At 66.9% G+C, this 23,959-nt stretch carries 15 protein-coding genes, 1 tRNA gene and 5 pseudogenes; 8 read left to right on the top strand and 13 right to left on the bottom strand.

What is annotated here, in order from left to right:
• Positions 1-76 precede the first annotated feature (76 nt).
• The 3 genes and pseudogenes from NHF48_RS25320 to metK all read left to right on the top strand — a co-directional run bounded on the left by NHF48_RS25320 (position 77) and on the right by metK (position 2,376).
• Positions 77-754: a nitrilase-related carbon-nitrogen hydrolase gene (locus NHF48_RS25320; RefSeq protein ID WP_342454676.1), complete on the top strand. Its 678-nt coding sequence runs from the start codon at positions 77-79 to the stop codon at positions 752-754.
• Positions 720-1,124: a nitrilase-related carbon-nitrogen hydrolase gene (locus tag NHF48_RS25315; protein WP_342454675.1), complete on the top strand. Its 405-nt coding sequence runs from the start codon at positions 720-722 to the stop codon at positions 1,122-1,124. The genes NHF48_RS25320 and NHF48_RS25315 overlap by 35 nt, the downstream gene beginning before the upstream one ends.
• Positions 1,125-1,156: 32 nt before the next feature.
• Positions 1,157-2,376, top strand: a pseudogene (gene metK / locus NHF48_RS16730) (methionine adenosyltransferase).
• A gap of 299 nt (positions 2,377-2,675) precedes the next feature.
• Here the strand turns inward: metK and NHF48_RS16725 are convergent.
• The 4 genes from NHF48_RS16725 to NHF48_RS16710 all read right to left on the bottom strand — a co-directional run bounded on the left by NHF48_RS16725 (position 2,676) and on the right by NHF48_RS16710 (position 5,700).
• Entirely contained in the window at positions 2,676-3,707 is a 1,032-nt protein-coding gene (locus NHF48_RS16725; protein ID WP_253071749.1) for an AI-2E family transporter, read from the bottom strand.
• A gap of 169 nt (positions 3,708-3,876) precedes the next feature.
• Positions 3,877-4,161 carry a hypothetical protein gene (locus NHF48_RS16720; protein ID WP_056061318.1) on the bottom strand — a complete coding sequence of 95 codons (285 nt, stop codon included), beginning with the start codon at positions 4,159-4,161 and terminating at the stop codon, positions 3,877-3,879.
• A 142-nt stretch (positions 4,162-4,303) separates the two neighbouring features.
• Entirely contained in the window at positions 4,304-4,933 is a 630-nt protein-coding gene (locus tag NHF48_RS16715) for a phosphatase PAP2 family protein (protein WP_253071748.1), read from the bottom strand.
• Positions 4,933-5,700, bottom strand: coding sequence for a formate/nitrite transporter family protein (locus NHF48_RS16710; RefSeq protein ID WP_342454674.1), 768 nt, complete (start codon positions 5,698-5,700; stop codon positions 4,933-4,935). The genes NHF48_RS16715 and NHF48_RS16710 overlap by 1 nt, the downstream gene beginning before the upstream one ends.
• A gap of 123 nt (positions 5,701-5,823) precedes the next feature.
• Between NHF48_RS16710 and trmB the strand changes: the two are divergent.
• Positions 5,824-6,505 (top strand): annotated as a pseudogene (trmB, locus tag NHF48_RS16705) (tRNA (guanine(46)-N(7))-methyltransferase TrmB).
• Between the two features lie 22 nt (positions 6,506-6,527).
• Here the strand turns inward: trmB and NHF48_RS16700 are convergent.
• The 4 genes and pseudogenes from NHF48_RS16700 to NHF48_RS16685 all read right to left on the bottom strand — a co-directional run bounded on the left by NHF48_RS16700 (position 6,528) and on the right by NHF48_RS16685 (position 12,580).
• Positions 6,528-7,922: an efflux transporter outer membrane subunit gene (locus NHF48_RS16700; RefSeq protein WP_253071747.1), complete on the bottom strand. Its 1,395-nt coding sequence runs from the start codon at positions 7,920-7,922 to the stop codon at positions 6,528-6,530.
• Between the two features lie 7 nt (positions 7,923-7,929).
• A pseudogene (locus NHF48_RS16695) lies at positions 7,930-9,118 on the bottom strand (efflux RND transporter periplasmic adaptor subunit).
• On the bottom strand, positions 9,111-12,314 hold the full coding sequence (locus NHF48_RS16690; protein ID WP_253071746.1) for an efflux RND transporter permease subunit: 3,204 nt from the start codon (positions 12,312-12,314) through the stop codon (positions 9,111-9,113). The pseudogene NHF48_RS16695 and the gene NHF48_RS16690 overlap by 8 nt, the downstream one beginning before the upstream one ends.
• A gap of 192 nt (positions 12,315-12,506) precedes the next feature.
• Positions 12,507-12,580 (bottom strand) — tRNA-Gly (locus NHF48_RS16685).
• 232 nt (positions 12,581-12,812) lie between these two features.
• On the opposite strand from NHF48_RS16685, the gene NHF48_RS16680 reads away from it, so the two are divergent.
• Both NHF48_RS16680 and NHF48_RS16675 read left to right on the top strand, forming a co-directional pair.
• Entirely contained in the window at positions 12,813-14,309 is a 1,497-nt protein-coding gene (locus NHF48_RS16680; RefSeq protein WP_253071745.1) for a hypothetical protein, read from the top strand.
• Positions 14,310-14,320: 11 nt separating this feature from the next.
• A complete protein-coding gene (locus NHF48_RS16675) occupies positions 14,321-16,096 on the top strand; it encodes a PAS-domain containing protein (protein ID WP_253071744.1) in 1,776 nt (591 codons plus the stop codon).
• 259 nt (positions 16,097-16,355) lie between these two features.
• Here NHF48_RS16675 and NHF48_RS16670 read toward each other — a convergent pair whose 3' ends face one another.
• Together NHF48_RS16670 and acs are read right to left on the bottom strand one after the other, a co-directional pair.
• On the bottom strand, positions 16,356-16,979 hold the full coding sequence (locus NHF48_RS16670) for a response regulator transcription factor (protein ID WP_253071743.1): 624 nt from the start codon (positions 16,977-16,979) through the stop codon (positions 16,356-16,358).
• Positions 16,976-18,932, bottom strand: a pseudogene (gene acs / locus NHF48_RS16665) (acetate--CoA ligase). The gene NHF48_RS16670 and the pseudogene acs overlap by 4 nt, the downstream one beginning before the upstream one ends.
• 155 nt (positions 18,933-19,087) lie before the next feature.
• Here acs and NHF48_RS16660 point away from each other — a divergent pair.
• Positions 19,088-20,539, top strand: coding sequence for a DcaP family trimeric outer membrane transporter (locus NHF48_RS16660; protein WP_253071742.1), 1,452 nt, complete (start codon positions 19,088-19,090; stop codon positions 20,537-20,539).
• A 228-nt stretch (positions 20,540-20,767) separates the two neighbouring features.
• Positions 20,768-22,436 (top strand): annotated as a pseudogene (locus NHF48_RS16655) (MFS transporter).
• A gap of 127 nt (positions 22,437-22,563) precedes the next feature.
• Here NHF48_RS16655 and NHF48_RS16650 read toward each other — a convergent pair.
• The 3 genes from NHF48_RS16650 to NHF48_RS16640 all read right to left on the bottom strand — a co-directional run bounded on the left by NHF48_RS16650 (position 22,564) and on the right by NHF48_RS16640 (position 23,896).
• The gene (locus NHF48_RS16650; protein ID WP_253071741.1) at positions 22,564-23,205 is read right to left on the bottom strand and encodes a general stress protein; all 642 of its coding nucleotides are present in this window, start codon (positions 23,203-23,205) and stop codon (positions 22,564-22,566) included.
• A 23-nt stretch (positions 23,206-23,228) separates the two neighbouring features.
• A complete protein-coding gene (locus NHF48_RS16645; protein WP_056484947.1) occupies positions 23,229-23,540 on the bottom strand; it encodes a hypothetical protein in 312 nt (103 codons plus the stop codon).
• Positions 23,541-23,626: 86 nt separating this feature from the next.
• Positions 23,627-23,896 carry a GlsB/YeaQ/YmgE family stress response membrane protein gene (locus NHF48_RS16640; RefSeq protein WP_056061356.1) on the bottom strand — a complete coding sequence of 90 codons (270 nt, stop codon included), beginning with the start codon at positions 23,894-23,896 and terminating at the stop codon, positions 23,627-23,629.
• Positions 23,897-23,959 lie beyond the last annotated feature (63 nt).

Raw genomic sequence — 23,959 nt, 5'->3', positions numbered from 1 at the left:
CTGAGCGTCGTCTGGCTCCCCCGCGATCGGCGTAGCGCGGCTGTCCGCATGGATCGGGACCTACGCTCTGTCAGGGGTGACGATCCTCGCTGCGGGCGCGCTGCTGATGCTTGCGGTACGCCGTTGGACACTGCCAGCCGTCGCCCTTCCAGCGTTCGGCCTCGCAGCACTGTCCGCGCTCTGGACGAATGCACCGCCGCCCGCTCCCGGCACGCCTCTGGTCCGCGTGGTCCAACCCGACATTGGCCAGGAAGACCGCAGCGAGACCGATGGCGAGCGCGTCCTTACCGCGCTCGAAAAGCTGTCTGGTCAAGGCGGCGCCACCCCGCGTCTCGTCGTCTGGCCGGAAGGCGTCGTCCGCGATTACGTCGAGGATGGCTACCCGTTCTACGCCTATGGCTGGTCGAGCCCGCTCTACCTCCGCCGCCGCATGGCGCGGCTGCTCGGCCCCGAGGACATCCTGCTGATCGGCGGCACCGCGCTCGAGTTCAACAGGGATCAGATCTCCGGCGCGGCCAATTCGGTATTCGCGCTCGATGCGCAAGCGCGGTTGCGGGGCCGCTACGACAAGGCGCACCTCGTGCCATACGGCGAATATCTGCCGATGCCGTGGCTACTGAAGCCGCTCGGCCTCGCGCGGCTCGTCCCCCGGCGACATCGATTTCACCTCTGGCAAGGGCCCTGCGAACCTGACGCTGCCGGGCTTCGGCTCGATCGGTATGCAGATCTGCTACGAGATCATTTTCTCGGGTGAGGTCGTGGATCGCGCACACCGGCCTCGCATCCTGTTCAATCCGTCGAACGATGCCTGGTTCGGCAAATGGGGTCCGCCACAGCATCTCGCCCAGGCCCGAATGCGCGCGATCGAGGAAGGGTTGCCGATCCTTCGCGCCACGCCGACCGGCATTTCCGCGATCATCGCCGCCGATGGCCGCCTCGTCGCGACCGTCCCGCACGAGACCGCCGGTGCCATTGAACAACCGATGCCGTCCGCGCTGCCCCCCAACGCTGTTCTCGCGCGTCGGCAACGCGATGGCGGCGATCGTCGCCGCGCTGATGCTCGCAAGCGCGGTTGCCCTGCGCCGTCGCCAGCGCTAGGGTCATATAAAGCTTTCCTTATATGACGCTCGCTTCAGAGCATGGCAAAGAGGCCCGCATGCGCAAGTCTTTCCTCTTCACTTCCGAATCGGTCTCCGAAGGCCATCCCGACAAGGTCGCCGACCAGATTAGCGACACGATCGTCGACCTGTTCCTCGCCAAGGACCCGCAGGCGCGGATCGCCTGCGAGACGCTGACCACCACGCAGCTCGTCGTCCTCGCCGGTGAAATCCGCGGCAAGGGCATCTACGAGAACGACCAGTGGGCCGACGGCGTGCTCGAAGAGATCGAGGCGGCTGTCCGCAACACGGTCAAGGAAATCGGCTACGCGCAGTCGGGCTTCCACTGGGAGACCTTCCGCTTCGAGAACAACCTCCACGGCCAGTCCGCGCACATCGCGATGGGCGTCGACGAGAGCGGCAACAAGGACGAGGGCGCCGGCGACCAGGGCATCATGTTCGGTTACGCGACCGACGAGACCCCCCGGCCTGATGCCCGCGACGCTGTATTACAGCCACAAGATCCTCGCCAAGATGGCCGAGGACCGCCATTCGGGCGCAGCACCGTTCCTCGAGCCCGACGCGAAGAGCCAAGTGACGCTGTCGTACGAGAACGAAGTGCCGGTCGGCGCGACCGCACTCGTCGTCTCGACGCAGCACGCACCGGGCTATTGCGAGAAGGGCGACAACGCCGATCCCGCCAAGTACGCAGTGCTCCGCGACTACGTCATGGGCGTGTTCAAGGACGTGCTGCCCGACGGCTTCATCACCGACGAGACCGCGATCTACATCAACCCGACTGGCCAGTTCGAAATCGGCGGCCCGGACGGCGACGCCGGCGTGACCGGTCGCAAGATCATCGTCGATACCTACGGCGGCGCGGCCCCGCATGGCGGCGGCGCGTTCTCGGGTAAGGATCCGACGAAGGTCGATCGTTCGGCAGCGTATGTCGCGCGGTATCTGGCGAAGAACGTCGTCGCTGCGGGTCTCGCGCGTCGCTGCACGATCCAGCTAAGCTACGCGATCGGTATTGCCGAGCCGCTGTCGGTGTATGTCGATACCCATGGCACCGGCACCGTGGAAGAGGCCAAGCTCGAGGCGGTCCTGCCGAAGCTCGTTCGCCTGACGCCGAAGGGCATTCGCGAGCACCTCAAGCTCAACGCGCCGATCTACAAGAAGACCGCGGCGTACGGGCACTTTGGTCGCGAGCCTGAGGGGTGACATGTTTACTTGGGAAAAGACCGATCTGGTCGATGCGCTGAAGGCTGCCGTCGCCTGATAGCGACACCTTTGGGGTTACGAAAAAGCCTCCCGCGGATCGGTCCGCGGGAGGCTTTTTTGTTGCTTGAGCCTCGCTAATCCCCTCTCCCCGCCGGGGAGAGGGAGGGAGGAGCCACTTTGGCGACGGAAGGGGTGAGGGGCTTTGGGGAGAGGGTCCGAGCCTCGCTCCCCCTCACCCTCCCACCCGGCTTCGCCGTGCGGGCCCCTCCCTCTCCCCCCGAGGGGAGAGGGTTATCGAGGACGTGTCGCGACTCGAACGACAGGTCGCGCACGCCATTCATCGACAACGCTCCGCAGTTACTCAGGACGAACGGGGTGAGGAACCTGAGCATGCCGCTGTTCGGTCAGGATCTGCCACGCCGTCAGGAACAGCGCAGCCACCAGTGGCCCGACGACGATACCGCTCAGCCCGACCACCTCGATCCCGCCAAGCGTGGTGACCAGCACGATGTAATCCGGAATCCCCGTGTCACGCCCGACCAGGATAGGCCGGAGGATATTGTCGGCCAGACCGATCACTACCACGCCCGAGACGATTACGACCACGCCCTGCCAGATCGCGCCCGTCGCGAGTAGATACACCGCGACCGGCACCCAAACGATCGCCGGCCCGAGCGCCGGCAATAGCGATGTCAGTGCCATCAGCAGGCCCCAGAGCAACGCCGCCGGCACGCCGACGATCCAGAAAGTCAGGCCGCCGAGCGCACCCTGGACGAGCCCGACGATGACCGATCCCTTGATCGTCGCACGCACCACCGCGACGAACTTGTCGACCAGCTTCACCGCCACCGAATGCTCGAACGGCAGCGCGCGGCGGATCGCCGGGCCGACCTTGTCGCCGTCGCGAAGCAGGAAGAACGTCACGTACAGCCCGACGCCGAACGACAGCAGGAATGAAGCCGCATTGCGGCCGATCGACAGCGCCTGGCCCGCGATCGAGCGGACGCTGTTGCCGAGGATGGTGGACACGCGCGACTGCGCCTGTTCGAAGCTGTTGAGCCCGGCCTTGTCCAGCGCGCCCTGGATCCGGTTCGGCAACGCATCGTGAATATGCTGGAAATACGCGCCAAAGTTGATCTGGCCGCTCTGCAGCTTGGCGTAGACCGAGGCGGACTGGTCGATCATCAGGCTGCCGATGAACAGCGTCGGGATGATCACTGCGACGAAGATGATTAGCAAGGTCAACGCGGCGGCGAGATTGCGGCGGTCGGGCCAGCGCTTGAGCAGCCACTGGTACAGCGACTGGAACAGGATCGCCGCCAGCGCGCTCCACAGCAAGGCCGCCGCGAACGACGACACGACCACGCACAACGCGATCGTGATCGCCACCAGGAAGGTGATAAAGCCCCCCCGTTTCCAGTCGACGCCTGTCGATCATTGCCGTGTCCCCTGTCGTAATAGCGGCCGGTCGAACCCGGCCCTTTCAAAACGTCAAAGCCGCCCCCCGGTGTGTACCGGAAGGCGGCCAAGACGCCGGCGCTGGTGTGCGCCTAGAAGATCAGCGGAGCTTTTCGCTGCCGTTGACCAGTGCATCCTTCTGCGCCTGCGGCATCGCCTGCGCGTTCACGTCGGCATCGTCGATCGCGTCCGACTGGCGATCGCCGTCCTTGCGGACTGCCTTGGCCTGCTCTTCGAGATTGTCGGCGGTCGCTTCGAGTGCGTCGGCACGGTTGTCCGCGGCCTTCTCGACCTGGCTGCCGAGCTTGTCATCGCCCTTGCCGCCGCATGCTGCGAGCGAGACGGCCATGGCGGCGAGCGTGACGGCGATGGAAAGCTTCTTCATGGGGATAGTCCGTTCTGGTTACGATGCGGTGGCAACCGTCACGCGGGCGTAACGGTTCCGCTATCCCCTTGCCGATCCCTTACAAATATCGATTTCGCCGCAATCTGTGGTCAACGGGTAACACTCGGTTGCGTCGAACCATTCAGGCCTTGGCGTGCTCGATCAACAGAGGCGCCTTGTTTGCCACGGCCGTCTCGACCACGGGCGCGACCCGGTCGAAGACCGCGCTGACGAGCGCTTCGGCGATCCACCCGACCGCGGCACCGACGACGAGATCGGAGAGGTAATGCTTCCCGTTCACGGGTTGCGCCGCCGCGACGGCGCCGGAGATCAACGCGGCCGGACCACCGGCGCCAGCGATGTCGCGCGACGCGGCACGCGCGACCGCAACCGCGCCCGCGGTGTGGCCAGACGGGAACGAGGTCTGGTCGTGATCGTCGCTCTTGCCGGGCTCGAACCGCGCCTTGCCGTCCTCGATCGCCTTTTCCGGGCGGGTACGGTCCACCGACGCCTTGATCGCCGACTTGACGAAGGTCGCCGCCGCATGCGCCGCCAGCATCCGCACGCCGCCACGGATCACGTCCGGCCTGCGCGCGATCAGGCCGATCACGACCGTGCCGATCGACGTCGCCACGAGCTGCGGCTGGTCGCCGATCTCGGCGAGGAACCCGGTCGCCTTGACCAGCGGCTGGTCGCGGTGCTCGGCGGCCTTGTGCGTCGCCTTGCGGTCCGCCTTCTCGACGGCCTTTGCGGCGTCCTTGGTCTTGCCCATCAGTTTTCGCCCTGTCCGTCCATTTCACCGCGCACCTGTGCATGCGCGAGCAAGGCGAACAACCCCGCACCGCCCAGCAAGTTGCCGAGGATCGCCGGCATCATCAGGCCGCCGAGCGCTTCGACCACGCCAACCTTACCCGAAAACACCAGCAGCCACGCCTCCACCGATCCGACGATCGAATGGCTGAACGCGGCGATCGCGACGACATAGGTGATCGCGACGATCACGAGGAACGACTGTTCGCGCGCATTCGGCAGCGACCAGGCGAGGATCGCGATCATGAACCCGGCCGGGACCGCGTTGACGAACGTCGCGCCGGGCGAGAGTTCGGTGATCGCCATCGACACCTCGATCATCGCGGTACGAAGCTCGCTGCCGCCGAGCAGGCCCGCGGCGATCATTCCGCCGGCCAGCGCCGTCCCGATGAGGTTGGCGCCCAGCACGACGCTCCAGAGCCGCAGAGTGCGCCGCAATGCCCAGCCCGACGGCTTGGTCACCAGCGGCAACATCGCGGTGATCGTGCTCTCGGTGAACAACTGCATCCGCCCGAGGATCACGACCAGGAAGCCGATCGGATAGCCGAGCGAGACGATGATCGTCCGCCACGGCGTATCGGGCAGCGCGTGGTGCAGCGCGCCTTCCGCGATCAGCGAACTGGCGATCGCCATGCCTGCGGCGAGCCCGGAGAAGAACAACGACGACACCGGACGGTCGAGCTCGTCCTCGCCCTCCCTCGCGGACCGCCTTGTGCAGGTCCTGCGCATCGGCGGCCTTGAGATCGTCGACGTCTTCGCCGGGCGGATTGGAAGCGTTATCGACCATTACGAGCGTGCAACGGTCCGCGTCGCGCTTTGCTCCGGCGCAATCGCCCGCTAGAGCGCGCGGCGATGAACGATCCTTCTGTTATCCGCCGCCTCTATGGCCGTCGCCAGGGCCACAAGCTGCGCCTCGGCCAAGCCGCGCTCGTTGAGGAAACGCTCGCCGACCTGTCGGTGCCCGAGGAAGGGCCGATCGATGCGATGACGTTGTTCGGCGACAACCGCCCCCCTCCATGTCGAGATCGGCTTCGGCGCAGGCGAGCATCTGGCGGGACAGGCGGCGATGAACCCCGACGTCGGCTTCATCGGCTGCGAACCGTTCCTCAACGGTGTCGTCGGTGCACTTGCGCACATCCGCGACGGCGAGCTGACCAACGTCCGGCTGCACATGGGCGATGCCCTGGAGGTGATCGAACGCCTGCCCGACGCGAGCCTCGACCGGCTGTACCTGCTGCATCCCGATCCCTGGCGGAAGGCGCGCCATGCCAAGCGTCGCATGGTCAACCACGGCCCGCTCGACACGATCGCCGCCAAGCTCAAGCCCGGCGCGGAATTTCGGCTTGGTACCGACGATCCGACCTATTGCCGATGGTCGATGATGATCATGAACGCACGCCGCGATTTCGAGTGGCAGGCGAAGACGCCGCACGACTTCCTCACCCGTGCCGACGACTGGCCCGAGACGCGGTACGAACGCAAGGCCCGGCGGCAGGGCCACGAGGTCTGGTACTACCGCTACCTGCGGGTCTGACCCGGCGGCGGCGGTTCGGCAGTCAGGTCGCGATACCGCCGCCGATCGCGCGGACGGTGTCGACCGCGATCTGTAGCCGCGTGCTCTGCACTTCGAGCAACAGGCGTTGCGCGTCGAGCGCCGCGGTCTGTGCGGTCACCACGTCGAGATAGTCGGACGCGCCGTCGCGGTAGCGGATGAGCGCAAGGTCGCGCGTGCGTTCGGCCGCGCGGGTTGCGGCCAGCTGGTCGCGTTCTTGATCCACCAGCGCGCGCGAACGAGCGAGGTCGTCCTCGACTTCGCGGAAGGCGGTAAGGACGGTCGAGCGGTAGGATGCCGCCGCCTCGTCATATTGCGCGCGGCTGATGCGGACGCGGGCACGCCTTGCACCGCCGTCGAAGATCGCGAGCGCGGCGGATAGCGGCCCGAGTGCCCAGAAGCTGTTCGAGGCGCGAAGGATGTTGCCGTTGCCCGCCTCGAACCCGCCCGACCCGCCGAGCGTGAGCGACGGGTATTGGGCTGCGCGTGCCACGCCGATCTGCGCGTTGGCGGCCGCGATCCGACGCTCGGCCGCGACGATGTCGGGGCGGCGTTGCAACAGCGTCGACGGCACGCCGACGGGGATCGCGGGCGGACGCTGCAACGTGTCCGCAACGGGGATCGCGAAGGTCGAGGGGGTCTCGCCGACCAGCGCGGCGATCGCGTGCTCGAACGCCGCGCGTGCGCCAGCGACCGCCGACAGTTCCGCGCGCGCGCTCGAAAGCAACGCGGCCGAGCGGCTGACGTCGATTCCCGAGGCGATGCCGCCGGTATGGCGCGTATCGGTCAGGTCGTAGGCGCGCTGGAACGCCGCCACCGTCTGCCGCAGCAGCACGGTCCGCGCATCGAGACCGCGCATCTGGAAATAAGAATCCGCGAGCGATGCCTGGAGCCCGAGACGGACCGCAACGACGTCCTGCGCACTGGCCTGCGCCGAGGCGGCATCCGCGCGGATCGAATTGCGGACGCGGCCGAACAGGTCGATCTCGTACGCCAGCGACGCGCCGACCGAGAGGTTGTTGTACGTCGCGGCGTTACCCGGCGAGAGTGGTCGACCGGCGGATACGCGCGAACGGCCGCCGTCGGCCCCTATCGATATCGACGGCAGTAGCGCAGCACGGGACTCGCCCAGCAGACCGCGCGCCTGATCGTAGCGGGCGACGGCGGCGGCGAGGTCGGGATTGCCCGCCTCGATCCGCGCTTCGAGCGCGGTCAGCGTCGGATCGTCGAACGCGGTCCACCACGCGGCGGGAAGCGACGTGTCGGTAGCGGCTGGCTGCCAGGGCCCCTGCCCTTGCGGTCCGAGTTCCTTGTACGCCGCAGCCGCCGGGCTAGGCGGAATGCTGTACGGCGGCGCGAGCGAGCACCCGGCCAAGCCCGCCGCCACGACCGCCGCCATGCCCAGCCTAGCGCTTAGCACGGGCGGGTCCTGTCGAAGGCGCGATACGGACCGGGTCGCCGGTCTGGAGCGAGTCCGGCGGGCTGTCGATCACGCGGTCGCTGGCGCTGAGCCCTGCGCTGATCGCGACGCTGTCGCCATCGTCGCGTCCGATCGTGATCGTCTTGAGATGCGCCTTGCCGTCGCTGCCGACGACCGCGACCTGCGTGCCCTTCGCGCCGATCACCAGCGCGCTGGACGGCAGCCGCACGCCGGTGCCGCCCGCACCGACCGGGAACTTGACCTGCGCATAGGCGCCCGGTTTCAGCGCGCGATCCGTGTTCGCCGCCTGCAACTCGACCAGCACCGTGCCCGACTGCGGATCGACCGCGTCGGCGCTACGGGTCAGCGTCACGTCGAAGGCGCGTCCCGGATATTCGGGCACCGTAAGGGTCGCGTGCATCCCCTGCCGGGTCTGCCCCGAATAGGCCTGCGGCACGCGGACATAGATCCGCATCCGGTTGACGTCGGCGATCGTGAACAGCGGGGTGGACGCGGCCGTCCCTGCGGTCACCAGTGCGCCGACCTGCGTCGAGCGGCTCGTGACGACGCCCGAGAACGGCGCGGTCAGGCGGGTGAAGCCCTGCAACGCGCCGAGCCGGCGGACGTTGGCCGACGCCGCATTGGCGATCGCGGACTTGGCGGCGAGGTCGCCGATCTTCTCGTCGGTCTCCTGCTTCGACACGGCATCCTTGGCGAGCAGATCGCGCCAGCGCGTGGCGGTCGACGCGGCGAGCGAGCGGTTCGCGCGGGCGGTCTGGAGATCGGCCTGCGCGGCGGCGACCTGCTGGTCGACCTCTGGCGCGTCGAGGATCGCGAGCGTCTGGCCGGCGCGGACCGGATCGCCGATGTCGACGAACCATTTGCGAATATAGCCCGTGGTGCGCGCGTAGATCGCCGCGCTGTTATACGCCTGGACGTTGCCCGGCAGCGTCAGCGCGTCGCTCGCGCCCCTCGGCGGTCGGGCGGATCACGGTGACGATCGGCGTCGACTGTGCGGTCGTCCAGGTCGCGAGTTGCGAGTCCGAGCGGTGCCGCGTGAAGATGCCGAACGCCACCAGCGCCAGCGCGATCACCGCCGCGACGATGCCGACTTTCTTGAGCGACCCGCGCTTCGGCTCGGTGGCGACGGGATCCGGATGAACGATCTCAGACATGCGCTTCCTCTAAAATCTCGTCGCGGCGGGCTTTGGCGGCGGCGCGCTCTGCGTCCTTGCGGTGCACGAGGCTGAAGATGACGGGCACGAACATCAGCGTGGCGAACGTCGCGACGATCAGCCCACCGATCACCGCACGGCCGAGCGGCGCGTTCTGTTCGCCACCCTCGCCGAAGCCCAGCGCCATCGGCAACATGCCGATGATCATCGCGAGCGCGGTCATCAGCACCGGGCGGAAGCGAGTCATCCCCGCCTCCATCGCCGCCTTGTGCGAATCCCCGAGTTCGGCGAGGCGCTCACGCGCGAAACTCACCACCAGGATTGCGTTGGCCGTCGCGACGCCCATGCACATGATCGCGCCGGTCAGAGCCGGAACGGACAAGGGCGTGCCGGTCAGGAACAGGATCCAGACGATCCCGGCGATCGCGCCGGGCAACGCGGTGATGATGACGAACGGATCGAGCCAGCTCTGGAAGTTCACGACGATCAGCAGATAGATCAGCACGATCGCGCCGATCAGCCCGAAGAACAGGCCTGAGAACGCGCTGTTCATCGTCGCATACTGGCCGCGCAACGCGACCGTCGTGCCCTTCGGCGCGGACGCCTTGGCATTCGCCAGCACGCGCTTGATGTCGCCCGCCACCGCGCCGAGATCGCGGCCATTGGGGGTCGCGTAGATGTCGATCGCCTGCGCGATGTTGTAGTGCGAGACGACCGCGGGCGAGGTGCCGCGGACGACCGTGGAGAGCCCGCCGAGCACCTGCGACGTGCCGCCCGCATTGGTGCCGGTGACCGGAATGTTCGACAGGTCGCTCATCGATCCGACGCGGTATTCGGGGGTCTGCGCGACGACGCTGTACGACACGCCGTTCTCTGGGTTGAGGTAATAGACCGGCGCGGTCTGGATCGTGCCGGCGAGTGACGAGCCGACGCTGGCGGTCACGTCCCGCTCCGTCAGTCCGAGTTGGCCGATCCGGCTGCGGTCGATGTTGACGCGGAGTTCCGGGTAGCGCGCCGATTGCTGGATGCGCGCATCGGCAACGCCGGGGATCGCCGCGATTTTCCGCAGCAAAGTCCGTGCGTAGGCGTAGTTGCCGGCCGCATCCTTGCCGGTGATCTGCACGTCGATCGGCGCGGGTGCACCGAAGTTCAGGATCTGACTGGTGATGTCCGCAGGCAGGAACGAGAAGGTCGCGCCGGGGAACGCACCCGGCAGCGTCTCGCGCAGCTTACGCACGTAATCGGCGGTCGGCGCATGCTCGTGCGCGAGCTGGATCAGGATGTCGCCGTCCTGCGGACCGATCGTGCCGGAGTTGTTATAGGTCGCGTTGATCGAGCTGACCGGCAGGCCGATGTTGTCGACTACCGAGACGAGTTCGTTGGCGGGAATGATCTGACGGACGCGACGCGCGATCCGGTCGAACTGGGCCGACGTGCTCTCGATCCGGCTGCCGATCGGCGCGCGGACGTGCATCGTGATCTGGCCTGCGTCGACCGCGGGGAAGAAGTTCTGGCCGAGGAACGGGATCAGCAGCATCGACAGCGCGACCACCGCGAGGAAGCCGAGCAGGAACGGCTTGCCGGTCGCCAGCGCGCGTTCCAGCAACCGGCCATAGCCGGCGCGAAACCGCTCGAATCGCGCCTCGAATCCGCGCTGAAAGCGCACCAGCGGATTGCGCGAGGTCGGCGTTCCCGCGGCGTGAACGTCGCCCGCGTGCGGCTTGAGCAGGTACATCGCCATCGTCGGCACCAGCGTTCGCGAGAGCACGAACGACGCAATCATCGCGAACACCACCGACAGCGCGAGCGGCACGAACAGGAAGCCCGCGACGCCCGGCAGGAAGAACATCGGCACGAACACGATGCAGATGCACAGCAGCGACACGAACGCCGGGGTGACGATCTGCGCGGCGCCGTCGAGGATCGCCTGCCGGACGCTCTTGCCCTGTTCCAGATGCCAGTTGATGTTCTCGATCGTCACCGTGGCATCGTCGACCAGAATGCCCACCGCGAGGCTCAGGCCGCCGAGCGTCATGACGTTCAGCGTCTGGCCGGTCGCCGACAGCGCGATGATCGCGGCGAGGATCGCCAGCGGGATCGAGATCGCGATGATCACGGTCGAGCGCCACGACCCGAGGAACAGCAGGATCATCAGGCTGGTCAGCGCCGCGGCGATCGCGCCTTCCTTGACGACGCCCTCGACCGCCGCCTTCACGAACAGCGACTGGTCGCCGATCGGCACGATCTTGAGGCTGTCGGGCAAGGTCGCCTGGATCGCCGGCAGCGCGTCCTTGATCCCCTGGACGATCGCCAGCGTCGAGGTCGATCCGTTCTTGAGGATCGTCATCACCACCGACCGCGACCCGTCGACATGGACGACGTTGGTCTGTGGCGCGCTACCGTCGCGGACATGCGCCACGTCGCGCATGTAGATCGTCGCGCCGTTGACGACCTTCACCGGCAGGTTGTTCAGCTCGTCGATCGAGCCCGGCGCGTTGTTGAGGCGGACATTATACTGGAAGCCGCCGATCTTCGCGAAACCGGCCGGGTTGATCTGGTTCTGCGCGGCGATCGCGAGGCCGACGTCCTGCGCGGACAGGCCCTTCGACTGCAGCGCCTGCGGGTCGAGATCGATCTGGACCTGACGCTGGCGGCCGCCCGACGGATACGGGATCGCCGCCCCCGGCACGGTGACCAGGCCCGGGCGGATCTGGTTCACCGCGGTGTCGAACAGCTTGCCTTCGGACAGCCCGACGCCCGACAGCGCGAGCTGCAGGATCGGCACGGTCGAGGCGCTGTAGTTGAGGATCAGCGGCGGGGTCACGCCCGGCGGCAACTGGCGCAGGACCGTCTGCGACACCGACGTGACCTGCGCGGTGGCGGTGCGGATGTCGGCGCCCGGCTGGAAATAGATCTTCACGACGCCGATGCCGGGCATCGACTGGCTCTCGATATGGTCGATGTCGTTGACCGTGGTTGACAGCACGCGCTCGTACGGCGTGATGATCCGCCCCGCCATGTCGTCGGGCGAAAGCCCTTGGTACGTCCACGCGGCGGCGATCACCGGCACCTTGATGTCGGGGAAGATGTCGACCGGAGTCCGCACGGCCGCGAGCACGCCGACGACCGCGACCAGAATGGCCATAACGATGAAGGTGAGCGGGCGCGATAGGGCGACCCTGACGATACCGATCACGGAGAGACTCCAATCCGAACGCGGCACGACTGGTGGCGACTCCCGGAGCCGCCAGACCTGCCCGACGATTCCCCTTTGCGGCAGCGCAGCAGGGAAATGCAAGGGTCAATGTTGCTTACGTTTCTACCGTGATGACCGCGAACGCACGCATGCTGGTCACTGCTGGCGCGGTTCGATGATTTCGACTGGGGGTGGAGCGGGTAACGGGAATCGAACCCGTGTATTCAGCTTGGAAGGCTGCTGTACTACCATTGTACTATACCCGCATGCTATTGAAACCGTTGAGTTTCCGAGCAGGCCCCCGGTAGTGTTCCAACACGGGAGCGGTGCGGCGATAGCGCGGGCGGATGATCGGTGCAAGCCGCTAGCCGTCGCGGCGCGTCACATACCGGTCGACGCCGAGCGCGCGTCCTGTGCTAGATCGTCCGTTCAATCCTGAACCGGAGCGCTGCCATCGTCGGGCCAAGTGTCATCGTCGCGATCCTGACCTATGGCGCGTTGCTGTTCGGGATCGCCTGGATCGTCGACCGGCGCGGGCTGTCGGTGCGGCTCCAGCGGATCGCCTATCCGCTTTCGCTGGCGGTGTATTGCAGCAGCTGGACGTTCTTCGGCGGGGTCGGCACCGCGGCGACGCGGGGGTGGGATTACCTCGCCATCTATCTCGGCCCGGCTTTGGTGTTCCTGCTCGCGCCGAAGTTTCTCGCGCGTCTGGTGCGGCTGGCGCGTGAGGAAGGGTCGAGTTCGATCTCCGACTTCATTTCCGCGCGTTACGGGCGGAGTCGCGGGACGGCGGCGATCGTCGCTGGGACGGCGTTGCTCGCGTCGGTGCCGTATATCGCGCTTCAGCTGCGATCGGTGACGCTGAGTTTCGGCGCAATCGCCGGCGTAGGGAGTTCGGCGGAGGTCGGCACGTTCGTCGCGCTGTTGCTCGCCGTGTTCGCGATCGTCTTCGGTGCGCGGCGGTACGAGGTCGCCGGGCGCAACCCCGGCGTGGTCGCGGCGATCGCGGCGGAATCGCTGATCAAGCTGCTGTGCTTCGTCGTGCTCGGGGTGGTGACGGTGGCGCTACTGGCCGACGTGCCGGCCGAGATGCTGGCGCCTCCGGTGGCGCGGCTTCGGTCCGGCTTTACCTGGGGGGCGCTGACGTCCGATTTCTGGGTTCGGACGCTGCTGTCGGCGCTCGCGATCCTGTGCCTGCCGCGGCAATTCTATGTCGGGGTGATCGAAGCGCAGGGTCCGGAGCCCGTCGCCAAAGCGCGCGCGCCGTTCATCGCGTACATGATGGTGATCTCGCTGCTCGTGCTGCCGCTGGCGCTCGCCGGGATGACGCTGTTGCCGGCCGATGCCGAGCCCGATCTCTACGTGCTCGCGGTGCCGTTGCAGCAGGGGCATCACCTCATCGCGCTACTCGCGTTTCTCGGCGGCTTCTCGGCAGCGACGGCGATGGTGGTGGTCGAGACGATCGCGCTTTCGACGATGGCGACCAACGACCTGCTCGCGCCGTTGCTGCTCCGGCGGCACAGCGAGGCGGGCGAGGGCGAACTCGGCCGGCGGATGCTGCGCGTGCGGCGGGTGATCATCGCGGCGATCGTCGCGGTGGCGCTGATCTATGGGCGGAGTCTGGGTGCGGACCTGCCGCTTGCGTCGATCGGGCTGATCGCGTTCGCCGGGGTCGCTCAGTTCGCGCCTGCGCTGATCGCGAGCGTCGGGTGGAACTTCGCTAACCACACCGCCGCGCGCGCTGGGCTGATCGGGGGCGTGATCGTCTGGATTTACTGCCTGTTGCTGCCGTCTATCGGCGAGGGTGTTGGGCCGGCGCTGGCGCAGTTCACGCGGGGGTGGCTCGATCCGGATGCGCTGCTTGGGTGGCGGATCGGCTCGCCGCTGGTCAACGGGACGGTGTGGAGCCTGGGCGTCAACATAGCGCTGATGGCCGGACTGCATATGCGCGAGCGGCATCGGGGAACGCTGCGCTCGACCACGTCACCACCTTAGGCGAGTTGCGGATGCTGGTCGCGCGGTTCGTCGGCGATGGCGAGGCGGAGGCGATCGGGGTGGCGTCGCCGGACCTGCGCGCGCCGATCGACGGGCCTGCCGCGCGCACTGCCGAGCGGCTGATCGCAGGCGTGATAGGCGCTCCGTCGGCGCGGAAGATCGTCGCGTCGAGTATCGCCGGGTCGGCGATCGACGTCAGCGACGTGGTGCGGCTGCTCGACCAGCGCGGGCGCTCGCTGCGGTTCTCGCGCACGCTGCTGTCGGCGACGCTGGAGACGATCGATCCGGGGGTCAGCGTGATCGATGCCGACCTGCGGCTGGTCGCGTGGAATCCGCGCTACGTCGAGATGTTCGACTATCCCGAGGGCTATGTCGTGGTCGGGCGCTCGATCGCCGACCTGATCCGCTACAATGCCGAGCGCGAAGGCATCGCCGGCGATATCGCGGCGCATGTTGGTCGGCGGGTGGCGCATCTCGCGCGGGGTACCCCGCATAGTTTCGAACGGCAGCGGCCGTCGGGGCGGTGGATCAAGATGGTCGGGCGGCCGATGCCGGGCGGCGGGTACGTCCAGAGCTTCACCGACATCACCGCGGAGAAGGAGGCGCAGGCCGATCTCGAGGCGCGGGTCGCAGCACGGACGCAGGACCTCGCGCGGTCGAACCACATGCTGGGCGAGGCGCGCGCGATCGCCGAGACCGCGACGCGCGACAAGACGCGGTTCCTGGCGGCGGCGAGCCATGACCTGTTGCAGCCATTGCATGCGGCGCGGCTGTTTTGCGCGGCGCTTGCGGAGGACAGGGCGCCGCATCAGGCTGAACTGGTGCGCGCGATCGATGGCGCGATCGGGTCGGCGGACACGTTGCTGCGTGCGCTGCTCGATGTGTCGCGGCTCGATGCGGGGGGCGTCGTGCCGAAGGTCGAGCGGTTTGCGCTGGGGGCGTTGATCGAGCAGCTGGCGGTGCAGTTCCGGCCGTTGGCGGGTGAGCGGGGGCTGGTGCTGGCGTCGCATCCGGGGGCGTTCAGCGTCGCGACGGATCGATCGTTGCTGCGCTCGATATTGCAGAATTTCCTGTCGAATGCGGTGCGCTATTCGGCGGATGGGCGGATCTGGATCGGGGCGCGGCGGCGGGGTGGCGATGTGCTGATCGAGGTGCGGGATAACGGGCCGGGGATCGCGGCGGGTGACCGCGAGCGGATCTTCGAGGAGTTCGAGCGGCTGGAGAGCAAGGGGAGCGCTGGGGGCGGCGTCGGGTTGGGGCTGGCAATCGTGCGGCGGATTGCGCGGTTGCTCGGGGCGGCGGTGGAGTTGCGGTCGGACTTGGGGCGGGGGACAACGTTTGCGGTGCGGGTGCCGCTTGCGCCGGCCGGGCTGGATGTTGTGTTGCCAACTCCGTTGGCGAGCCGGACGCTGGTGCCGGGGTTGCGGGTGCTGTGTCTCGATAATGATGCGACGATCCTAGCGGCGCTCGATGCGGCGTTGCGGGCGCGGCGGTGCGTGCCGTTGCTGGCGGCGACGATCGCCGAGGCGATGGAACTGGCGGCGGACGAGGAGCCGGATGTCGCGCTGGTCGACTTCCATCTGGACGAGGTGGAGGATGGGCTCGACGTGGTTGCGCGGTTGCGGGCGATGGTGCCGGCACCGGCGATTGCGCTGGTGACGGCGGATCGCGCGGTGGCGGACGATCCGCGGTGTGTTGGGCTGGTGGTGTTGACGAAGCCGGTGGTGCCGGCGGATTTGTGGCGGTTTATCGAGGATGCGTCTGCGGCGGCGGCGCGGGGGAGTTGACGCTTCTCGATCCTCCCCCCAAGGGGGCAGGCGCTTGCCTGACGGAGGGAGGAGGAAAGGAGGAACTGCTGTTGCGTGTTCCTCCCCCTCCCGTCGCCTTCGGCGCCATCTCCCCATGGCGGGGGAGGATCAAAAGGGCACGACAACCCACCGTCATCCTGACGAACGTCAGGATCCAGAGCCACGATCGGGGTGGGTGGTATCCTGGGTCCTGACTTTCGTCAGGATGACATTGGGGGAGGGGGCAGACAATGCGCGGCTAATCGGCGAAGTGGATGTCCATCGCGCGCGCCGCGAGGACGGCTTGCGTGCGGTTCTGGACGCCTAGCTTGCGCAGGATGGCGGTCATGTGACCCTTTACCGTGCCTTCGGAGATGCCGAGGTCGAAGGCGACTTGCTTGTTCAGGCGGCCGGCCAGGACTCCGAGCAGGACTTTGAGTTCGGTTGGGGTGAGGCTGGCGACGCGTGTGGCCATAGCGTCGATCGGGGCGCCTTCGGTTGGGGTGTCGCGTTCGCCGGCGAGGGCTCGGGCTACGGCGGTTTCGAGCGTGGTCAGGTCGGCGGTCTTGGGGACGAAGCCGATCGCGCCGTATGCCCTCGCACGCGGTGCGGCTTCGGCTTCGTCGGCGGAAGAGATCACCATGATCGGCGTGTCGGGGCGTTCGGCGTGCAGCAGCGCGACGCCCGCGAAACCTTCCGAGCCCGGCATCCGCAGATCGAGCAGGATCAGGTCGAGCCGCTCCGCCGCGCGCACCGCGTCGACCGCCTCGCAGAGTTGCCCCGCCTCGATCACCACCGCGTCGGGCGCGGCGCGGCTGACCGCCAGTCTGAGCGCCTGGCGGAACAGCGGGTGATCGTCGGCGATGAGGATCGTGCGCGTCATGCCGGTACGGGAGCGGCCTCCTCGCGGCCGGCGATAAGTGCGTCGACCACCGCGGGATCGGCGAGCGTCGAGGTGTCGCCAAGCTGGTCGAGCTGGTTCTCCGCGATCTTGCGCAGGATGCGCCGCATGATCTTCCCCGAGCGCGTCTTGGGGAGCGCGGGCGCGAACTGAAGGATGTCGGGGGTCGCGATCGGGCCGATCTCGCGGCGGACCCACTGGACGAGTTCCTTGCGCAGGTCCTCGCTCGGCTCGGCGTTCGCGTTCAAGGTAACGTACGCGTAGATGCCCTGGCCCTTCACGTCGTGCGGCATGCCGACGACCGCGGCTTCGGCGACCTTCGAATGCGCGACGAGGGCGCTCTCGACTTCGGCGGTACCCATCCGGTGGCCGCTGACGTTGATGACGTCGTCGACGCGGCCGGTGATCCAGTAATAGTCGTCCTCGTCGCGGCGGCAGCCGTCGCCGGTGAAATACTTGCCGGGATAGGTCGAGAAGTACGTCTGGAAGAAGCGCTCGTGATCGTTCCACACGGTGCGCATCTGGCCGGGCCAGCTGTCGGCGATGACGAGATTGCCCCTCGACCGCGCCCCCCAGCACCTTGCCGTCCGCATCGACCAGTTCGGGCATCACGCCGAACAGGGGCTTGGTCGCGCTACCGGGTTTCAGCGCGGTGGCGCCCGGCAGTGGAGAGATCATGTGGCCGCCGGTTTCCGTCTGCCACCAGGTGTCGACGATCGGGCAACGGCCGTCGCCGACGACGTTATGGTACCAGTTCCACGCTTCCGGGTTGATCGGTTCGCCGACCGAGCCGAGCAGGCGCAGCGACTTGCGGCTGGTGCGCGTCACCCAGTCGTCGCCCTCGCGCATCAGCGACCGGAGTGCGGTCGGTGCGGTGTAGAGGATGTTGACCTGGTACTTATCGACGATCTGCCAGAACCGGCTGTGATCCGGGTAGTTGGGCACGCCCTCGAACATCACGGTGGTCGCGCCGTTCGCGAGCGCGCCGTACAGCGAATAGGTGTGGCCGGTGACCCAGCCGACGTCCGCCGCACACCAGAAGATCTCGCCGGGCCGGTAGTTGAAGACGTATTCGTGCGTCATCGACGCCCACACCAGATAGCCGCCGGTCGAGTGCAGCACGCCCTTGGGCTGGCCGGTCGAGCCGCTGGTGTAGAGGATGAACAGCGGATCCTCTGCGTTCATCGGTTCGGGCGCGCAATCGGTCGACTGGCCCTCGACGCAGTCCGCATACCAGCAGTCGCGGCCTTCGGTCATCGTCACCTTGCCGCCGGTGCGGCGGACGACGATGACGGTCTCGACCGCGAGATCGCCGTGGTCGAGCGCGGCGTCGACATTGGCCTTCAGGGGCACGGTCTTGCCGCCGCGGAGCCCTTCGTCGGCGGTGATGACGATGCGGCTGTCGCAATCGTGGATGCGGTTGCAGAGACTCTCGGGCGAGAAGCCGCCGAACACCACCGAATGGATCGCGCCGATCCGCGCGCAGGCGAGCATCGCGAACGCCGCTTCTGGGATCATCGGCAGGTAGATCGTGACGCGATCACCCTTCCTGACGCCCTTGGCCTTCAGCGCGTTGCCGAGCTTCGACACCTCGTCGCGTAGTTCGGCGTAGCTGATCTTGCGGTCGTCGGCGGGATCGTCGCCTTCCCACAGGATCGCGGTCGCGTCGGGGCGCGTCTCGGCGTGGCGATCGACGCAGTTGGCGGCGACGTTGAGCTGCCCGTCCTCGAACCAGCGGATGTGGAAGTCGCTCTCGTCGAACGACGTATCCTTGATCTTGGTCGGCGGCACGATCCAGTCGAGGCGCTTGGCCTCCTTTGCCCAGAACGCGTCGGGATCGGTCGCGGCCTCGGCATACATCCGGTCATAGGCGGCGGCATCGATCAGGGCGTCCTTCGCCCATTCCGCGGGGACGGGATAGCTTGCCTCGGTCATCTGGCTCTCCTTTTGCCGCGCTGTACGCGGTCGCGTTCGGGCGATCATCCCTAACCAAAGTAAGGGATGGACGCAGGTTCGCAATGCGCCATGATGACGGCGCTGCTATCCACGCGTCAGATCAGTGGAAGAGAGCAGAGACGGGGATGACACGTATGGCGTTTACGAAACGGCTGGCCTTGACGGCCTTCTTGGCTGGTACCGCGCTGGTGCCGGGCATGGCGCAGGCGCAGACCGCGCGTGAGGTCGAACTCGAGACGCGGTTGAAGGCGCTGGAGGCGGCGGTGCAGGATCTGCGCGGCGAGCTGAACGCCGCGCGGGCGACGGCGGCGACCGCGCCCCGGTCTGCTGCTCCGGCGACATCGACCTCCGCACCGACCGCGGTCGCGTCCGCGCCGAACGATCTCCATCCGACCGCGCCGATGGGCCCGACCGCGCCGACCGCGCTCGCCGAAGCGAAGGCACCGGGAGCGACGCCATCGACCGACGGGTTCAAGGTCGCCGGGACGACGGTAAAGCTCAACGGCTTCATCAAGACCTGGGCGTCGGTCAGCCGCTACAGCGGTGGCAACATCGCCCCCGAGTCGGTCGGTCGCGATTTCTATTTCCCGAGCATGACTCCGGTCGGCGGCCGCAACGAAGGCAACAGCGTCGAGGCGCACGCCAAACAGACCCGCATCGTGCTAGGCACCGAGACGCCGATCGCCGGGCATACGCTGAAGGGCCTGCTCGAAGTCGATTTCCAGGTCGTGCCGGGGACTCAAGGCAACCAGCGCGTCGTCAACGGTTACAACCCCGGCTTGCGCCGCGCGTTCTTCACGTTCGACAATTGGCTGTTCGGGCAGGAGTGGACCAACTTCCAGTATATCGGTGCGCTGCCCGAGACGACCGACTTCATCGGTCCGTCGGAAGGCACCGTATTCGTCCGCCAGGCGCAGATCCGTTATACGCGCAAGCTCAACGACACGCTGTCGCTGTCGGTCGCGGCCGAGAATCCGGAGACGGCATCGACCAGTCTGGCTTCGGCGACGATTGTCGAGAATGCCGACGATCGCCTGCCCGACGTCACCGCGCGCCTCAACTACAAGACCGCGTTCGGCGAGTTCTCGCTGGCCGGCCTCGCGCGCCAGCTGACGATCGATACGGGTGCGCTCAAGGACAGCGCCACCGGCTGGGGCGTGTCGTTCGCGGGCAAGGTGCCGCTCGACGCCAAGGGCCGCTCGGACATCCGCTTCATGGTCACGCATGGCGACGGGATCGGCCGTTATGTCGGTCTCGATCTCGCCCCCGACGCGGTGTTCGTGCCGGTGGTCGGCGCGCGGCTGTATACGCCGAGCCTCACCGCAGGGTTCGCGGCATTGAAGCTCGGCTGGACCGACAAGCTGCGCTCGACCTTCATCGGCAGCGTCCAGTCTATCGATTACCCGACGGGGGGCGAACCCGTCGGGGCGAGCGACTCGGCGTGGAGCGCGTCCGCCAACCTGTTCTACTCGCCGATCAAGAACATCGATCTCGGCGTCGAATTCCGTCACGCGGAGCGCGAACTGGTCGATGGGCAGGTCGGCAAAATGGACCGCGGCGAGCTTGCCGCGCGGTACTCGTTCTAAGGCATGATTTCACGATCCTCCCCCGCCAAGGGGAGGTGTCGCCGAACGTGACGGAGGGGAGAATGCGGAACAATGGTCATCGCGTTCCTCCCCCTCCGTCAGGCAAATGCCTGCCACCTCCCCCTGGCGGGGGAGGATCAGCAGGCCGCTTGGCCGGCATTTCTACTTTTTCATAAGTCGGCGAAGATCGGCTGTTCCACCCAATTTTCCTTCTGAGAGGACACTGCCATGGCGACTACAACAGGGGATGCTTCGCCCCTCGGGCACGTGAAGCAGAGCCAGCCGCTCATCATCATCGCGTCGTCGCTCGGCGCGGTGTTCGAATGGTATGATTTCTACCTCTACGGCCTGCTGGCGACGATCATCACCGCGCAGTTCTTCTCGGGCGTCAACGAGACCACCGGGTTCATCTTCGCGCTCGCGGCGTTCGCGGCGGGGTTCGCGGTGCGGCCATTCGGTGCGCTGGTGTTCGGGCGGATCGGCGATGTCGTCGGGCGCAAGAACACCTTCCTCGTGACGATGGCGATCATGGGCCTGTCGACCTTCCTGGTCGGCCTGCTCCCGAGCTACGCGTCGGTAGGCGTCGCCGCGCCGATCGCGCTCATCGTGCTGCGCCTGTTGCAGGGCCTCGCGCTCGGTGGCGAATATGGTGGTGCCGCGACCTATGTCGCAGAGCACGCGCCCGACAAGAAGCGTGGGCTGTTCACCAGCTTCATCCAGACCACCGCCTCGCTCGGGCTGTTCGCGGCGCTGTTGATCGTCATCGGCGTGCGTACGCTGGTCGGCGAAGAGGCGTTCGCGGCATGGGGCTGGCGTATCCCGTTCATCGTCTCGATCGCGCTGCTGGCGGTGTCACTCTGGATTCGCATGCAGCTCGAAGAGAGCCCGGTGTTCCAGAAGATGAAGGACGAGGGCAAGACCTCGAAGGCGCCGCTGACCGAAGCGTTCGGGCAGTGGAGCAATTTGAAGGTCGTGCTGATCGCGCTGTTCGGTGCGGTCGTCGGGCAGGGCGTCATCTTCTACACCAGCCAGTTCTACGCGCTGTTCTTCCTTGAGAAGAACCTGCGCGTCGACGGACCGACCACCAACATCCTGATCGCGATCGCGCTGTTGATCGCCACGCCGGCGTTCATCTTCTTCGGCTGGCTGTCGGACAAGATCGGGCGGAAATACATCATCCTGACCGGCTGCGCGCTCGCTGCGCTGACGTACATGCCGCTGTTCCATGCACTGTCGAAGGCCGCCAACCCGGCCCTTTATGCGGCACAGGCGAATTCGCCGGTGAGCGTCGTCGCCAATCCCGACGAATGTTCGGTGCAGTTCGATCCGGTCGGCAAGAACAAGTTCGACAAGAGCTCGTGCGACATCGCCAAGGCGTATCTGGCGAAGGCCGGCATCTCCTATGCCAACGTGATCGCGCCAGCCGGCACCGTCGCGCAGATCCATATCGGCGGCGCGACCATCCCGGTCGTCAATCCGGCAGTCGTGTCTGGTCCTGACAAGGCAGCGGCTATCAAGGCGTTCGGTGCGGAAGTGAAGACCGCGCTGGCCTCGGTCGGCTACCCCGAAAAGGCGGACCCGGCGCAGATCAACAAGCCGATGGTGATCGCGATCCTCGTCCTGCTCGTGCTGTACGTGACGATGGTCTACGGGCCGATCGCCGCGCTGCTGGTCGAGCTGTTTCCGACGCGGATCCGCTACACGTCGATGTCGCTGCCCTATCATATCGGCAATGGCTGGTTCGGCGGGTTCCTGCCGACCGCGGCGTTCGCGATGGTCGCGGCGACGGGGGTATATTTACTACGGCCTCTGGTATCCGATCGTCGCCTGCGCGGTGACGGTGCTGGTCGGGCTGGTGTTCCTGCCCGAGACGTTCCGTCGGTCGCTGCACGGCTAAGGTCTTCGGCCTGTAGTTGAACGACGAAGGGGTCGGTTTGGGTGAACCCAAACCGACCCCTTCGCTATTCCGACGCTGTCACACCTGCCGCCCGATACGCTGGCGGCAAGGATCGTGACGACGTCGTTCAGTAGGTCGTCGAGTTGGTCGACGACACCGAACCATAGCGGCCACGCTCGGCAACGACTTCGTCGCGCGTGTACGCGGGCGCTGCCTCGTCGAAGCGCGTCCAGCCGTCCTGGCGATAGGCCGCACCACGAGTGGTCGCATCGACCGAACGATGACGATCGAGAACCGCTTCGGCCTCGGTCGCGAGACTGTCGTCGACGCGTGCGCTGAGCAACGTGCCGCCGCGACGGACGCCTTCCGAATAGACATGCGCTTCGTCATCAGTGTGACCGGCGTCCTTCAGTGCGCCGACGATCGTGCCGGTGGCGGCACCGCCCGCTGCACCGATACCGGCACCGACGACGGTCGACGCGAGCCAGCCGGCTGCAACGATCGGCCCCAGGCCCGGAATCGCAAGCAGGCCGAGACCAGCGAGCAGGCCGCCGACGCCGCCGACGGCCGCACCGGTCGAGACACCACGGCTGACATCGCCACGATCGTTGACGTCGTCCAGCGGCGTGTCGTGATCGCCATGCGCGCCATCGGCGTTGTTCGCGACGATACTGATCGAGTCATGCGGCACGCCGAGACGCTCGAGATCGTTCAGCGCCGACTTCGCATCCGAGTAATCGTCGAACAGGCGGGTAAGGGTCTTGGTCATCATATCTCTCCTGGGAAAATGGATCAGCGTGCGGTCACGTTGCCCTTGTAGTCGAGCCCGACATTGACCTTCTTGCCGGCCTTGGTCGCGCTGCCGCGCCAGACGCCGTCCTTGTCCTTCGCCAGGCGCGAGACCGACTGGTAGCCGGCCTTGGTCAGTCGACCGCGAGCCTGGTCCTCGGAGAAGGAGTTGGCGCCCTTGGCCGGGGCCGCAACATGGGCTGCATCGTTGTTCTTGACGGCCGGGTTGTGCGCGCCGGCATGCGTTGCGGTCTGCGCGACGGCGCTGGAGGCCAGCAGCATTGCGCCGCATGCCATGAATGCTCGAACGGTCATGATACTCTCCTGGGTTTCTGGTTTTGAAAACGAGGTCGTTCGCCGGGTGGGAGGCGGCGTGTCGACCACGCCGCCTCCCGGTCGGATCAGCGAACCGTACCGCGACGAAACATGTTGACGATCGCGAGCAGGATCACCGCGCCGACCAGCGAGATCAGGATCGACTGGATGTTGAGCGCGCCGTCCATGATCGATGCGCCACCGATCAGCGGCGTGATCAGGAAGCCGGCCAGCAATGCGCCGACGATGCCGACGACGATGTTGAGGAAGATGCCCTGCTGCGCATCGGTGCGCATGATCATGCTGGCGACCCAACCGATGAGCCCGCCGACGACGAGAAGAATGATGAGGTTCATGATGAGGCTCCTGGACGATGATGATACTGGGTGATGGTACAGGGGGCTCAACAGTCGGGATCG

The sequence above is a fragment of the Sphingomonas sp. H160509 genome (assembly GCF_024124765.2).
In the GTDB taxonomy this organism is placed as follows: Bacteria; Pseudomonadota; Alphaproteobacteria; order Sphingomonadales; family Sphingomonadaceae; genus Sphingomonas.
The sequence above is the reverse complement of the archived record's forward strand: the minus strand, read 5'-3'. Positions and strand labels throughout refer to the sequence as shown.

Bases quoted from the DNA above. Each gene is read 5' to 3' on its own strand.
- NHF48_RS16720 (WP_056061318.1), bottom strand. From the start codon at position 4,161: ATGAAGAAGCTTTCCATCGCCGTCACGCTCGCCGCCATGGCCGTCTCG.
- NHF48_RS25315 (WP_342454675.1), top strand. From the start codon at position 720: ATGCAGATCTGCTACGAGATCATTTTCTCGGGTGAGGTCGTGGATCGC.
- NHF48_RS16675 (WP_253071744.1), top strand. From the start codon at position 14,321: ATGCTGGTCGCGCGGTTCGTCGGCGATGGCGAGGCGGAGGCGATCGGG.
- NHF48_RS16645 (WP_056484947.1), bottom strand. From the start codon at position 23,540: ATGACCGTTCGAGCATTCATGGCATGCGGCGCAATGCTGCTGGCCTCC.
- NHF48_RS16700 (WP_253071747.1), bottom strand. From the start codon at position 7,922: ATGGCGGCGGTCGTGGCGGCGGGCTTGGCCGGGTGCTCGCTCGCGCCG.
- NHF48_RS16715 (WP_253071748.1), bottom strand. From the start codon at position 4,933: ATGGGCAAGACCAAGGACGCCGCAAAGGCCGTCGAGAAGGCGGACCGC.
- NHF48_RS16710 (WP_342454674.1), bottom strand. From the start codon at position 5,700: ATGCGCAGGACCTGCACAAGGCGGTCCGCGAGGGAGGGCGAGGACGAG.
- NHF48_RS16650 (WP_253071741.1), bottom strand. From the start codon at position 23,205: ATGACCAAGACCCTTACCCGCCTGTTCGACGATTACTCGGATGCGAAG.
- NHF48_RS16640 (WP_056061356.1), bottom strand. From the start codon at position 23,896: ATGAACCTCATCATTCTTCTCGTCGTCGGCGGGCTCATCGGTTGGGTC.
- NHF48_RS16660 (WP_253071742.1), top strand. From the start codon at position 19,088: ATGGCGTTTACGAAACGGCTGGCCTTGACGGCCTTCTTGGCTGGTACC.
- NHF48_RS16670 (WP_253071743.1), bottom strand. From the start codon at position 16,979: ATGACGCGCACGATCCTCATCGCCGACGATCACCCGCTGTTCCGCCAG.